Origin of the sequence: Sphaerisporangium aureirubrum (assembly GCF_042658925.1) — a bacterium.
Lineage (GTDB): Bacteria > Actinomycetota > Actinomycetes > Streptosporangiales > Streptosporangiaceae > Sphaerisporangium > Sphaerisporangium aureirubrum.
Genome location: NZ_JBHSRF010000002.1, coordinates 272,973 through 287,026 on the forward strand (window position 1 = coordinate 272,973; position 14,054 = coordinate 287,026).

The 14,054-nt window shown below is 71.7% G+C and carries 11 protein-coding genes; all 11 read right to left on the reverse strand.

Features of this window, described 5'->3' with window-relative positions; genetic code table 11:
* Positions 1–20: 20 nt before the first annotated feature.
* Positions 21–785, reverse strand: coding sequence for a TIGR03936 family radical SAM-associated protein (locus ACFP1K_RS02650; protein ID WP_380746694.1), 765 nt, complete (start codon positions 783–785; stop codon positions 21–23).
* A gap of 225 nt (positions 786–1,010) precedes the next feature.
* Positions 1,011–2,933: a TIGR03960 family B12-binding radical SAM protein gene (locus tag ACFP1K_RS02655; protein WP_380746696.1), complete on the reverse strand. Its 1,923-nt coding sequence runs from the start codon at positions 2,931–2,933 to the stop codon at positions 1,011–1,013.
* Positions 2,934–3,003: 70 nt separating this feature from the next.
* Positions 3,004–4,167, reverse strand: coding sequence for a rod shape-determining protein RodA (rodA, locus tag ACFP1K_RS02660; protein WP_380746698.1), 1,164 nt, complete (start codon positions 4,165–4,167; stop codon positions 3,004–3,006).
* A complete protein-coding gene (gene mrdA, locus ACFP1K_RS02665; protein ID WP_380746700.1) occupies positions 4,164–6,212 on the reverse strand; it encodes a penicillin-binding protein 2 in 2,049 nt (682 codons plus the stop codon). The genes rodA and mrdA overlap by 4 nt, the downstream gene beginning before the upstream one ends.
* Positions 6,209–6,736 (reverse strand): rod shape-determining protein MreD, encoded by a 528-nt coding sequence (mreD, locus tag ACFP1K_RS02670; RefSeq protein ID WP_380746702.1) that lies wholly within the window; start codon positions 6,734–6,736, stop codon positions 6,209–6,211. Before mreD ends, mrdA begins: the two co-directional genes overlap by 4 nt.
* 63 nt (positions 6,737–6,799) lie before the next feature.
* Positions 6,800–7,903 carry a rod shape-determining protein MreC gene (mreC, locus tag ACFP1K_RS02675; RefSeq protein ID WP_380746704.1) on the reverse strand — a complete coding sequence of 368 codons (1,104 nt, stop codon included), beginning with the start codon at positions 7,901–7,903 and terminating at the stop codon, positions 6,800–6,802.
* A 46-nt stretch (positions 7,904–7,949) separates the two neighbouring features.
* Positions 7,950–8,981, reverse strand: a complete 1,032-nt coding sequence (locus ACFP1K_RS02680) for a rod shape-determining protein (protein ID WP_380746706.1) — start codon at positions 8,979–8,981, stop codon at positions 7,950–7,952.
* A 336-nt stretch (positions 8,982–9,317) separates the two neighbouring features.
* Complete coding sequence (gene ndk, locus ACFP1K_RS02685; protein WP_380746708.1) at positions 9,318–9,728, reverse strand: nucleoside-diphosphate kinase; 411 nt, start codon at positions 9,726–9,728, stop codon at positions 9,318–9,320.
* 435 nt (positions 9,729–10,163) lie between these two features.
* Positions 10,164–12,275: a hypothetical protein gene (locus ACFP1K_RS02690; RefSeq protein WP_380746710.1), complete on the reverse strand. Its 2,112-nt coding sequence runs from the start codon at positions 12,273–12,275 to the stop codon at positions 10,164–10,166.
* A 17-nt stretch (positions 12,276–12,292) separates the two neighbouring features.
* A complete protein-coding gene (locus tag ACFP1K_RS02695; RefSeq protein WP_380746712.1) occupies positions 12,293–12,628 on the reverse strand; it encodes a DUF4233 domain-containing protein in 336 nt (111 codons plus the stop codon).
* Positions 12,629–12,686: 58 nt separating this feature from the next.
* Positions 12,687–14,006: a bifunctional folylpolyglutamate synthase/dihydrofolate synthase gene (locus tag ACFP1K_RS02700; RefSeq protein ID WP_380746714.1), complete on the reverse strand. Its 1,320-nt coding sequence runs from the start codon at positions 14,004–14,006 to the stop codon at positions 12,687–12,689.
* Positions 14,007–14,054 lie beyond the last annotated feature (48 nt).

Below are 14,054 nucleotides of genomic sequence, written 5' to 3' on the forward strand. Positions count from 1 at the left end.
GCGGGGTCCGGCGCCAAGTCCTATAGGTGGTCATCGACGTGCCGCACAGCCGGCCCCGTCTCGCCGCCGCGAACGTCGCGGTCCAGGTCGAGCGGGTCGGCGGTCCCACCGGTGCGCGCGTCGAGCGGGCCCTGCGCCAGCCTGGTCACCTCTGGGGGTGACGGCGGCGCGAACCCTGCCACAAGACGCAGACCCGTGAGCACGTCGTCGGGCCGGACGGCGGGCGTCATCTGCCGTACGACCATACGAAGTATCGCACACGGCGGCCCGGGCTCCCCGCCCGCCGTGACTGCTGTTCCATCGTCTCCGCCGGCGGCCGTCAACGTGACGACGGCCTCTCGCGCGTCGAAGCGGCGCATGCCCTTCTTGGTCAGGCGCTCCACCTCGACCCGTTCACGGCCGAGGAAGGTCTCCACCGCCGCCGCGGCGTCCGCCGCCGGGACACCGGGGATGCGCACCTCCCAGACCGAGAACTCCAGCCGCTCGGCCAGGCTGCCGGCGTGCGCCTCGACGACGTCGAGCACGTCGAGGCCGGGGGGCAGGGAGGAGTCCAGATCGGCGCGGACGCGGTCGGGTACGCAGGCCGACACGAGGCCGATCTCCAGATATTCCGCTTCGCTGGCCACACCGGTGGGGGCGGCGCCCGCGTATGAGATCTTCGGATGGGGTGTGAACCCCGCGCTGAAGCCGACGGGGATGCCGGCTCGGCGCACCGCGCGCTCGATGGCGCGCGAGATGTCTCGGTGACTGGTGAACCGCAGCCTGCCGCGCTTGGCGTAACGCACCCGGAGGCGCTGCACCACCGGCGCGGGCGGGGGCCCATCAGGTACAGGGTTCTTCAGCTAATTCATCCTTTCTCGTCGTGCCGGCCGCCGTCCCTCGACGTCCTACTCAGCATAGGGGTGCTTCGGCGACCCGGCGGTGCGCCGAAGCGGCGGATCCGGGTCACCCGAGAGGACGGCTCTACGGCATTCAACGATGACAGGCGGTGCACGCTTCCCGACGTGGCGTCAGACCACGGTCAGGGGCAGCAGCTTCCGGCCGGTCGGGCCGATCTGGATCTCGGTCCCCATCGTGGGGCAGACGCCGCAGTCGTAGCAAGGAGTCCAGCGGCAGTCCTCGACCTCGGTCTCCGAGGTCGCATCCCGCCAGTCCTGCCAGAGCCACTCGCGGTCCAGCCCGGCGTCCAGGTGATCCCAGGGGAGCACCTCGACCTCGTCGCGCTCGCGGACGGTGTACCAGTCGACGTCCACCGGGTGATCGGCCAGCGCCTGCTCGGCGCAGGACATCCAGCGGTCGTAGGAGAAGTGCTCGCTCCACCCGTCGAACCGGCCGCCGTCCGCCCACACGGCCCTGATCACCGCGCCGACCCGGCGGTCGCCCCGGGACAGCAGGCCCTCCACGATGGACGGCTTGCCGTCGTGGTAGCGGTAGCCGATGGCCTTGCCGAACTCCTTGTCCGAGCGCAGGGCGTGCCTGAGCTTGGCCAGCCGGGCGTCGACCGTCTCGTGGTCGCACTGGGCGGCCCACTGGAACGGGGTGTGCGGCTTCGGCACGAACCCGCCGATGGACACCGTGCAGCGCACGTCGCGCGAGCCGGTGGCCTCGCGGCCCGCCTTGATGACCTTCTTGGCGAGGTCGGCGATGCCGAGGACGTCCTCGTCGGTCTCGGTGGGCAGCCCGCACATGAAGTAGAGCTTCACCTGGCGCCACCCCTGGCCGTAGGCCGCGGTGACGGTGCGGATGAGGTCTTCCTCGCTGACCATCTTGTTGATCACCTTGCGCATACGCTCCGAACCGCCCTCGGGCGCGAACGTCAGCCCGGAACGGCGGCCGTTGCGCGACAGCTCGTTGGCGAGGTCGATGTTGAACGCGTCCACCCGGGTCGACGGCAGCGACAGGCTGGTGTTGGTGCCCTCGTACCGGTCGGCCAGGCCCTTGGTGACCTCGGCGATCTCGGAGTGGTCGGCGCTGGACAGCGACAGCAGGCCGACCTCGTTGAAGCCGGACTCGCGCACCCCCGCCTCGACCATGTCGCCGATCGTGGTGATCGACCGCTCGCGCACCGGGCGGGTGATCATGCCCGCCTGGCAGAACCGGCAGCCGCGGGTGCAGCCGCGGAAGATCTCGACGCTGAAGCGCTCGTGGACCGTCTCGGCCAGCGGCACCAGCGGCTTCTTGGGGTAGGGCCACTCGTCGAGGTCCATGACGGTGTGCTTGGCCACCCGCCACGGCACGCCCGGCCGGTTGGGCGCCACCCGGGCGATGCGGCCGTCGGGGTGGTACTCGACGTCGTAGAACTTGGGCACGTACACGCCGCCGGTGGCGGCGAGGCGCATCAGCAGCTCGTCACGCCCGCCGGGGCTGCCCTCGCCCTTCCACTCGCGGATCACCTCGGAGATGGCGATGGCGATCTGCTCGCCGTCGCCGAGCACCGCGGCGTCCAGGAAGTCGGCGATGGGCTCGGGGTTGAACGCGGCGTGGCCGCCGGCCAGCACGATCGGGTCGTCCTCGCCGCGCGCGACCGCGTCCAGCGGGATGCCCGCGAGGTCCAGGGCGGTCAGCAGGTTGGTGTAGCCGAGCTCGGTGGAGAACGAGACGCCGAGCACGTCGAACGCCCGCACCGGCCGGTGCGCGTCCACGGTGAACTGCGGCACGCCGTGCTCGCGCATCAGCGCCTCGAGGTCGGGCCACACCGCGTAGGTGCGCTCGGCCAGGGTGCGCGGCAGCTCGTTCAGGATCTCGTAGAGGATCTGCACGCCTTGGTTGGGCAGGCCGACCTCGTAGGCGTCGGGGTACATCAACGCCCAGCGGACGTCTGTCCCGTCCCACTCCCTGACGGTCGAGTTGAGCTCACCCCCCACGTACTGGATCGGCTTCTGCACCAGAGGCAGCAGCGGTTCCAGGCGGGGAAACAGCGACTCGGCAGTCATGCGTCCAAGGGTAGTTCCTGCTCAGCGCGGCTCGCACCGGCAGCCCCGCGGCGGAGCGCGTTCTCCCCGGCTAGAAGCGCCGTTCTCTGATGTGGACGGCCTGGAGCAGGCCTATGGCGATCATGTTGGCGAACGTCGCGGTGCCGCCGTAGGACACGAACGGCAGGGGGACGCCGGTGATCGGCATGATGCCGATGGTCATGCCGACGTTCACATAGGTCTGGAAGGCGAACCAGCACACCACGCCGCCCGCCATCAGCGCGCCGAAGCGGTCCTCGCAGCCGCGGGCGATGCGCAGGCCGCGCAGCAGCACCACGCCGAGCAGCGCGACCACGGTGATCGCGCCGAGGAAGCCGAACTCCTCGCCCACCACGGTGAAGATGAAGTCGGTGTGCTGCTCCGGCACGAACCGCCCGGTGGTCTGGCCGCCGTGGAACAGGCCCTTGCCGAACAACTCCCCCGAGCCGATGGCGATCAGCGCCTGGGTGCTGTTGTACCCCGCGCCGCGCGGGTCGTTGGCGGGGTCGACGAAGGCGGTGAACCGGGCGATCTGGTACGGCTTGAGCAGGCCGAACAGCCACACGGCGAAGCCCGCGGCCAGCGTCAGCAGGGTCAGCAGGACGATCCAGCGCTTGCGCAGCCCGGCGAATATCACCAGCGCGCCGGTGATCACGGCGAGGACCATGGTGGTGCCGAAGTCCGGCTGCAGCATGACCAGGCCCATCGGGATGGCGGCGGCGGCGATGCCGAGCAGGAGGTCCAGCGGGCGCGGGCGGTCGCTGCCCGAGGCGGGCTCGGCGAGCAGCGCGCCGAGCATGAGGATCAGCGCCGGTTTCGCCAGCTCGGACGGCTGTACGGCGAAGCCGCCGCCGAGGAGGATCCACGAGTGGGAACCGTTGATCGTCGAGCCCAGCGGGGTGATCACCGCGAGCAGGCCGAGCAACGACACGCCGTACACCGCGGGCGCGTAGACCCGCAGCGTGCGCTGGTCGGCCAGCGCCGCCAGGCCGCACAGCGCCCAGCCGATCAGGAGGTTAAGGATGTGCTTCTTGACCATGCCGGTCGGGGCGCCCGCCGCCCAGGTGCGGGTGGACGACCACACCAGCAGGGTGCCGATCACCGACAACGCGAGCACGGCGACCAGCAGCACGCCGTCCACCCGCCACACCGCCGAGCGGGCGCCCATGGCCCGGCTGATCAACGAGTCGCCGCGCGGGGCGAGAGCCTGGCTCATTGCGCCACCGTCCCGTCCTTCCTGATCACGGGAAGCCGGTCGGGGGGCCTGCCGCCGGGCAGCGCCGCCTTGCCCTTGACGCCGTAGATGCCCTCCCAGATCTCGCGGGCCGCCGGGGCGGCGGCCATCGCGCCCTGGCCGCCCTGCGAGACCGTGACGACGACCACGAACCGCGGGTCTCCCGCCGGGGCGAACGACGCGAACCAGGAGGTGTCCTCCTTGCCGTAGACCTCGGCCGTACCGGTCTTGCCGCCGATCTTGACGAGGTTCATCGGGAAGCCGCCGAACGCGCCCGCCGCGGTGCCGTCGGAGGTCACCTCGCTCAGCGCGGCGCGGATGTAGTCGCGGGTCGCCCGGTCGATGGGCAGCTTGCCCACCACCGGCGCCCTCACCTCCTCGGCGTGCGTGCCGTCGGGATGGAGGACGGCCTTGGCGATCCGCGGGCTGCGCAGCTTTCCGTCCCCCACCAGCGCCGCGTAGGCGACGGCCAGCTGCAGGGGTGTGACCAGCACGTCGCCCTGGCCGATGGAGAGGTTGGCGGCCTCGGCGGCGTGCCACTCGAAGCCCTCCAGGCAGTTCTCGTTCGCCAGCCGCTTGAGGTACGCGGCGCGGCCCGGCTCCTTCTTCTCGACCTCGGGGTACCCGGTCTTGGCCCGGTGGCAGCTGAGGTCGCGGGTGGCCTTCCACTGCTCCTTCTTCCAGGTACGGCCGGGGATGCGACCCGGCACCTCGCCGGGCAGGTCGATGCCGGTCCTGCCACCGAAGCCGAACGCCTTGGCGGTGTTGGTCATCGGCTCCTTGGGGCGGGGAACCGGCTTGTCGCCGCCGTCGCGCCGCCACATCTCGTACGCCGCCCGGTAGAAGATCGTGTCGCAGGACTTCACCAGCGCGGTGTGGAGGTTCATGGGCCCGAGGCCGATGCCGCGGAAGTTGTGGAACGCGGTGCCCGCGACGTCGAAGACGCCGGGGCAGTCGTAGGTGCCCTTCAGCGGGTAGCCGTCCCTGACCATCGCCGACACCGAGGTGATCTTGAAGGTGGAGCCGGGGGCGTACTGCCCGTGCGTGGCGCGGGAGATCAGCGGCAGGCCCGCCTTCTGCGACAGCAGCCGCTGGTACTCCTTCTCGGAGATGCCGCCCGCCCAGACCGACGGGTCGTACGTCGGCATGCTCCCGATGGCGATCACCCCGCCGGTCTTCACGTCGAGCACGACCGCCGCGGCGCCGTCGGCCTTGGGAGCGTTCTTCATCGCGCGGGCCAGCGCCTGGTCGACGACCCGCTGCACGCCGGCGTCCATGTGGGTGATCAGGATGTCGCCGGGGACGGGCGAGGTCTGGCGTTCGATGCCGAGCACCTTGCCCATGCGGTCCACCTGGACCCGGCGCAGGCCCGGCGAGCCGCGCAGCTCCTCGTCGTAGACGTACTCCAGGCCGTCCCTGCCCACGAGGTCGACGCCGGAGAAGTTGGCCTTCAGGGTGGAGCGCTTCTTCAGCTCTTCCTCGGTGACCGGCTGGAGATAGCCCAGGGTCTGGGAGGCGCCCGTGCCGAGGGGATACTCCCGGACGGCCTGCACCTCGGCGAGCACGCCGGGGAAGTCCTCCTGGCGCTCCAGGATCTGCAGCGCCTGCCGGGTGGTCACCTTGTCGTCGATGGGGATCGGGGAGTACAGCGAGCCGGGCCAGCACGGACGGGTCACGCGCGGGCCGCAGGGCCGGATGCGCTCGCGCAGCTCCTTGACCGGGCGGCCGAGCACCGCGCCGAGACGCTTCAGCACGGCGGCGCCGCCGTCGCGCATGCGCTCCATCTCGGCGCGGTCCACCGACACCACCAGCGCGGAGCGGTTGCGCACCAGCGGGCGCCCGCGGGAGTCGAGGATGGGCCCGCGCACGGCGGGCACGATCACGTCCCGGGTGCGGGTCTCGGTGGCCGCCGCGACGAACTTGGGGCCGCGCACCACCTGCACCTGCCACAGCCGCAGGGTCAGCACCACCAGCAGCGTCACGACCAGGAACTGCAGCACCACCAGCCTGGCGCGGACCCGCTTCACATCCGCCTCCGCACCGGATAGGCCCCCGTGGGCACGGCCCGCCGCCGCGGCCGGTCCCCCGACCGCCGCGACACCACCCAGAAGCCCGCCGCCGCGATGGCGAGGTTGTACATCACCATCGACGGCCACACCCGCATCGGCGCCGGCCAGTCGACCCGCGGATCCCCGAGCAGCCCGCCGATCCCCGCCGCCAGCAGCGGCGCCACCATCAGGGCCACGATCACCGTCACCGCCGCGGTCCCCGGCGCCCGCTCCCCCGCCCGCCCCACCGCGAACCCCACCAGGCAGAACACCAGGGCGTACTGCCCCATCACATGCGCCGACGGCGGCAGCACGTCAGCCACCACCCCGATGAGAAAGCCCACCACCGCACCCCCCACCGCACCCCGCCCGAGCGCGACCAGCACCACGCACAACAGGACGAGATCGGGCCCACCGCCCCCCGGGAACACCATCCGGTTCACCACACTCACCTGCAGCACCATCACCCCCAGCACCAGCAGGACCCCCAGCACCCCCCTCATCCGCTCCACCCCCTCCCAAGCGCTCGCGGGCACCGCACTGGACCAAGCTCCCCTTCGGCTCGCTCATTGCCGGTCGTCGTCACGCCCCTGGCCGCCGTCGCGTCTCTCCGCGGTGCCGGGACTCTCGTCCGGATCGGGAGGACGGGCCGGGTCCGGGGACACCGGCCGGGGACGTCCCCGGCCCGGCGGGGTGTCCCGCGGCGCGGTGGACGGCTCGCCGGCGTGGTCCCGCGCGGGAGGGGACGCCGGGGGCACGCCGGCGGCGGGAGCCCGCGGGGGCGCCTCGGCGCGGGCCGGTTTCTTCACGGGCGGCGGGACCGGGGGCAGCATGGCGTCGCGAGGGTCGCGGGCGGGGGCCTGGACGACGACGCCGACCACGTCCAGGGCGGTGAAGTCGGCGAACGGCTTGGCGTAGGCCACCCGGGTCAGCTCACCAGGGGTCGGCTCCACCCGCTCGATCGTCCCGATCGGCAACCCCGGCGCGTACGGCGTGCCGCGCTCGGAGCCGAAGCTCACGATGCGGCTGCCAGCCGTCAGCGACGACACCGAGTCCAGCAGCCGGAACCGCACCAGCCGCCCCTCGGCCGCGAGCCCGAGGCCGGTCACCAGCCCGACCTTGTTGCTCTGCTCCACCCGCGCCCCGACCGACGACGCCGGGTCGGTCAGCAGCACCACGGTCGAGGTGGACGGCCCGGCGTGCACCACCCGCCCCACCAGCCCGTCGCCGTTCAGCACGGTCATCTCGGGCCGCACGCCGTCCCCGGCCCCGGCGTCGATCTCGACGGCGTCCTCGAACCCGGGCGCCCCGCGCCGGGCGATCACCTGCGCCGCCACCACGCGGTAGCGCCCGAGCCCGGACAGCCCGAGCATGCCGGCCAGCTCGGCCGACCGCCGCCGGTCCAGCACGCGGGAGGTCAGCTCGCCGCGCAGCCGGGCGTTCTCGGCCCGCAGCCGCGCGATGCGCCGCTTGGCCTCCGGCGCCGAGGTGAAGGTGGTGAAGAATTCGCCCACCGGGCGCGCGACCGCCGTCCCGGCCTGCTCGGCCCAGCCGAACGCCGACGCGCCGAGCGAGCGGAAGGGCTCGAACAGCGAGTCGCCCCGCTGCCGGTGGTCGATCGTGATCAGGACGAGTGACACGGCCAGCAACAAGGCAAGGGTCGTCCGCACGCGGCGGGTATCCCTCATCGTGGTCTCTGCTCCCTCGGTGCGCCGATCAATGTCTCGGTTCCGGCACCAGCACCTGCTGCAGCACCTCGAACTCCTCGACGCACTTGCCCGAGCCGAGCGCCACCGAGTCGAGGGCGTTCTCCACCAGGTGGATCGGCATGCCCGTCTCCTCGCGCAGCCGGTCGTCCATGCCGCGCAGCAGCGCCCCGCCGCCGGTCAGCGCGACGCCGCGGTCCATCAGGTCGCCGGAGAGCTCGGGCGGGCATTTGTCCAGCGTCGTCTTGACCGCGTCGATGATGAGCTTGAGCGGCTCCTCGGTGGCCCGACGGATCTCGTCCGCCGAGACGACCACGGTCTTCGGCAGACCGGTGACAAGGTCGCGCCCGCGGATCTCGGCGTGGCAGTCGTCGCCGGTCGGGCAGGCGGAGCCGATCGCGATCTTGATCTCTTCCGCGGTGCGCTCCCCGAGCATCAGGGAGTATTCCTTCTTGGCGAAGGCCATGATCGCGTGGTCGAGCTCGTCGCCCCCCACGCGGATGGACTGGCTGGTGACGATGCCGCCCATCGAGATGATGGCCACCTCGGTGGTCCCGCCGCCGATGTCGACCACCATGTTGCCCGTGGGCTCGTGCACCGGCAGCCGGGCGCCGATCGCCGCCGCCATCGGCTCCTCGATGATGTACACCCGGCGCGCCCCCGCCTGGTAGCCGGCCTCTTTCACCGCTCGCTGCTCGACGCCGGTGATGCCGCTCGGCACGGCGACGATGATGCGCGGTTTGGCGAAGTGGCGGCGTTTGTGTACCCGCTGGATGAAGTAGCGCAGCATACGCTCGGTGACGTCGAAGTCGGCGATCACGCCGTCCTTCAGAGGACGGATCGCCACGATGTTCCCGGGCGTCCGGCCAATCATCCTCTTGGCCTCGATGCCCACCGCAACGATCTTGCCGGTGGTGGTGTTGATCGCCACCACCGACGGCTCGTTGAGCACGATGCCGCGCCCGCGCACGTAGACCAACGTGTTGGCCGTACCCAGGTCGACGGCCATGTCACGGCCGAGGAATGCCAGCTTGCTGCCCATGGGGAAGGAAACCTTCCTTCAGGTGAGTCGCGAGAGATTACGATTCGCATTCGAATCGTAACGTGACGTACCCACTCGCGAGGGCAACGAGCCACCAGCCTGTGGAAAATCTTGCCCCACCGCGGCCCCAAGCCCTGGGGCGCCGCCCCTGCTCCACCGGGGGATCACTTCCCGTCCCGGTTGGGGAATCGCGACTGTTCAGATGGTATCGCCAGATGTGAATGCGGCGCTCGGGCAGCAAACGGCCCCGGTGCTCGAACGCACCGGGGCCGGGGCGGTGTCCGGGGCACGGGCGCCTGGGAGCGGCGCGGGCCGTGCCGGACGGCCTGCCAACGATCAGAAACGGTCCGGGAAGAAGATCTTGACCTCGCGGGCGGCCGACTCGGGCGAGTCGGAGCCGTGGACGATGTTCTCGCCGATCTCCAGGGCGTGGTCGCCGCGGATGGTGCCGGGGGCCGACTTCACCGGGTCGGTCGCCCCCGCCAGCGCGCGGAACGCCTCGATGGCGCGCGGGCCCTCCAGCACCATCGCCACCAGCGGCCCGGACGTGATGAACGAGACGAGCTCCCCGAAGAACGGCTTCTCGGCGTGCTCGGCGTAGTGCGCCTTGGCGGTCTCGGCGTCGAGCGTGCGCAGGTCCATCGCGACGACCTTGAGGCCCTTGCGCTCGACACGGGCGATCACGTCACCGATGAGCCCACGGCGGACACCGTCGGGCTTGATCAGGACAAGCGTGCGCTCGGACACGGGTATCTCCTTAGAAGTCTCTTCGCCGGCCCGGCAGGGCCCACAGCGAAAGGGGAAGCGTGCCCGCAGCCTACCGGCCACCACCCCCTACCCCATCCCCCCGCACCCGCCTCCCACCCACACCGACCTCCCCACCGCCCCTGCCCAGAGCCGCCCTCCGAGGCCCGGCCCGCAGGCAGGCGGGACGGGCGTCACGACGAGCACGCACATCCCTGACGGCCGCCGGACGGTCGGCGGGATCGGCCGTCGATCCCGCCGCCACATCGGCCGCTCCCGATCGCGGATCGACCACTCCCGAGTCACGACTCCACCCACCGGCCCAGCCACTCGTGGGCCGACCGTCGTTCCAGCCATTGGTGGGTCGGCCGTGGTTCCAGCCGCTCGTGGGCCAGCCGTCGTACGACCGGCCAGGGCGGTGCTGTAGGGGGCTTTGGGTCAGTCGTCGGCCGCTGTGTGGTCGCGGCCGGTGACGCGGGCGGAGGGGCGGGTGATGCGGGTGGGGGAGCGGGTGCCGGTGATGGCCGGGAAGCTGACGGTGTCGCCGCCTCTGACGGCGCGGGCCTCGGCGGTCGCGAGCGGGGTGACCGGTGCGAGACGCGGAGAGCGGGGCGGACGGAAGGCGGGGTCCCGGCGGCGCAGGACCGCGCCGAGCACCAGGATGGCGACGACCACGAAGCCCGCGACCAGGGACCAGACGTGCAGGGCGCCCACGAAGCCGTCCACCATGGCCTGCGAGGTGACCTTCCCCGACGCGCTGATCGACCGCAGCCATCCGACCTGGATGCCGGTGCCCAGCAGGAAGCCGCCGAGCACCGCGGGGAAGCACAACGACAAGCCCAGCAACCCGGCGTGCGGCCCGGCGAGCACCACGGCGGCACTCACCGCCACGGCCGCCCCCACGGCGAGCAGGACCAGCGGGACGACCAGCGGCAACCCGGTCGCCGACGGCACCAGCAGCCGTACCGCGCACAACGCCGCCACCACCGCCACCAGCCCCCCGGCCACGAACCTCGACGCCGGCCCCTCCCCGGCCCGCTCCTCCAGGCCGACAAGCCTTTCCCGGCCGACGAGCTTCTCCCGGCCAGCACGATCTTCTAGGCTGGCGAGCTTCTCCCGGCCAGCACGATCTTCTAGGCTGGCGAGCTTCTCCCGGCCGGCATGATCCTCCAGGCTGGCGAGCTTCTCCCGGCCGGCACGATCCTCCAGGCCGACGAGCTTCTCCCGGCCGGCACGGTTCTCCGGGCCGGCATGCTTCTCCCGGCCAGCATGATCCTCCCGGCCGGCGAGCTTCTCCCGGCCGGCATGCTTCTCCCGGCCGACAAGGCCGCCCGCACCCGCGTGGTCCGCCGAGCCGTCCAGATCCCCCGAACCGGCAGGGGACGCCGCGGGCTCAAGGGATGTCGTGACGCTCTGCTCGCCGTCGGCCGTCCTCAGGAGGGGCGTGCCCGCCTGCCCGGGGTCGACGGTGGCCTGCACACCCGAATTCCCGTACGCCGCCTCGGCCCCGCTCACAGAGTCAGGACGTTGAGGGGCGATCAGGCGGACGACGACCGAGGCGGCGACGAAGGAGAGCAGTGTGGCCAGGGCGAAGGGCGCCCACAGGCCGGACAGGCCGGGGCCGCCGAGGCCGCCCAGCTCGACGTAGGTCATCTGGGCCGTGGTGGGCAGCACGACCAGGCCGACGGCGACCATGACCAACCCCGCCATCCGGGCGGCGAACCCCCCGGCCCGCCGCACGCACGCCAGCGCGACCAGCGTGACGACCGCCACCGCCGCCGCGACCAGGATCAGCTCGGACGGCCAGTTGAAGGTCGTGCCGACCGCGAGCACCGCGATCCCGGCGGACGGCCCGGCGGCCAGCGCCAGATGGCCGCGCTCGGTGACCGCCCCCCGCGCGAGCGCCCCGGCTTCGGCGTCCCCGAGGCGCGCGACCGCGAGATGGACGGCCGCGAGGGCCAGGGCCACACCGGTCAGCAGTGGGTAGGGCTGGAGCGTCACCCGCCAGGAGGTCACGTCGTCCAGCGGCCACAACGCCAGCGCCTGCGCCGTGAGCAGGCTCGCGCACAGCGCGGCCGTCCACAACGGCAGCAGCACCCGCCTGGCGGGCCCCGGCCGTTCCCACACCGCCGCGAACGTCGCGGGCACGAGCACCCCGGCCCCCACGCCGTGCAGGACCCGCAGCACCCCGACCTCGACGGTCGAGCCGGCGTAACCGCCCGCGACGTCCGCCACGGCGAGCAGGGCGAGACCGGCCAGCAGGAGGGGCCCGGGCCGGACCCGGCGCAGCACGGCCCCCGCCAGCGGCACGGCGCACAACATCACGGGAAGGGCCAGCCCGTGCGCCCGCAGGATGCCGACCCCGGCGATGTCCGGGGGCAGCAGCGCGGACACCACGGAGATGGTGTTGGGAATGGCGACGATCGCCAGGGGGAGCCCGATGACGGTCAGCAGACCGACGACCACGTCGGCTGCGAACGGCAGGCGATTGACCCTGGCGAGCCCGGCGAGCCTAGCCGCCGGTACGGATGGAGCGGGGGGAACGGCCATACTGGCCGACTTTAGCGCTAAGTCACGCCCTCGACACGCCGTGCGACGAATATCGCGGTAATCCATAGGGCCGCGAAGATCACGCCGAGGAAGAACATGATCGACACCAAGAACCCCGTGGCGATCGCGAGCACCTGCACGACGCTGCCCGCGATGTACGCGAACGGCCGCTTGAGCAGCCCCGCGACCACCACGCACGCCACCGCGAGCCCGATGCCCACGCTGACGGCCAGCATGGGTTCGACATTGTTCACCATTATGGCGACCGGTGTCACCAGCGCGAGCACGATCGCCTCCATGCCGAGCACGCTCGCGCACAACCTCCGCATCCCCGGTGTGACGGTGATGCTCATCCGTTCTCCTCCACCGCTACTCGTCCGGCGGCCCCGCGCTCTGCTCGCGGAGGGCGGGTCACTCGGCCTCCGCGCGCAGCAGCGTACGGGCGTCGCCCGCGGTGACCACCGAGCCCGTGATCAGCACTCCTGAGCCGCTGAACTCGCCGGCGTCCTCGGTCAGGCCGATCGCCAGGTCGATCGCGTCGTCGAGGCGGGCGGCGGCGTGCACCCTCTCGGCGCCGAATATGTCCTCGGCGAGGGAGACCAGGTCGTCCACCTCCATCGAACGGGGTGAGGAGTTCCTGGTCACGACGATCTCCGCCATGACCGGCTCGAGCAGCTCCAGCACGCCCGCGACGTCCTTGTCCGCCATGACCGCGACGACGCCGATGAGCCGGTCGAACCCGAACGACTCCTCCAGCGTCTCGACGACCGACTGCGCCGCCCCCGGGTTGTGCGCGGCGTCCACCAGGACCGTCGGCCCGCGCCGCACCACCTCCAGGCGTCCCGGCGAGGACACCTGCGCGAACGCGTTGCGCACCAGATCGGCGTCCAGAGGGTCGTCGCCCGCCGTGAGGGTCTCGACCGCCGCCAGGGCGCACACCGCGTTGCCCGCCTGGTGGTTGCCGTACAGCGGCAGGAAGACCTCGTCGTACACACCCTTGAGCCCCTGCAGGCGGAGCATCTGGCCGCCCATGGCGACCTCGCGCTGCACCACGCCGAACTCGAGTCCCTCACGCGCGACCGTCGCGCCGATCTCGGCGGCCCGCCTCATCAGGACCTCGGCCGCAGCCAGGGGCTGCTGCGCCAGCACCGCCGTCGCGCCCGGCTTGATGATGCCGGCCTTCTCCCTGGCGATGGTCTCGACGTCCGGCCCCAGGTAGGACATGTGGTCCAGCGAGATCGGCGTGACCACCGCCACCGTCCCATCGGCCACGTTGGTCGAGTCCCACGTCCCGCCCATGCCGACCTCGATCACCGCCACGTCCACCGGCGCGTCCGCGAACGCCGCGTACGCCATCGCCGTCAACGTCTCGAAGAACGACAACCTGCCCTGCTGCTTGTCGACCAGCTCAAGATACGGCTGCACATCCTCATATACCTGAACGAACCGCTCCTCACTGAGCGGCTTCCCATCCACGGTGATGCGCTCCCGCATCGACGTCAGATGCGGGCTGGTGAACCTCCCCACCCGCAGATTCCGCTCCCGCAGCAACGTGTCGACCATCCGCGCCGTACTGGACTTCCCGTTCGTCCCCGTGATGTGCACAACGGGATACGAACGCTGCGGCTGCCCCAGCAGATCCATCAAAATATTGATCCGGTCCAGAGTCGGATCGATATCCCACTCCACACCCCGCCGCAAGATCGCCTTCTCAACCCCCAAATACTCCACCCCCGAAGCCTACTGACCCCACCCCCCTCCTCCCTCCCCACCACCCAG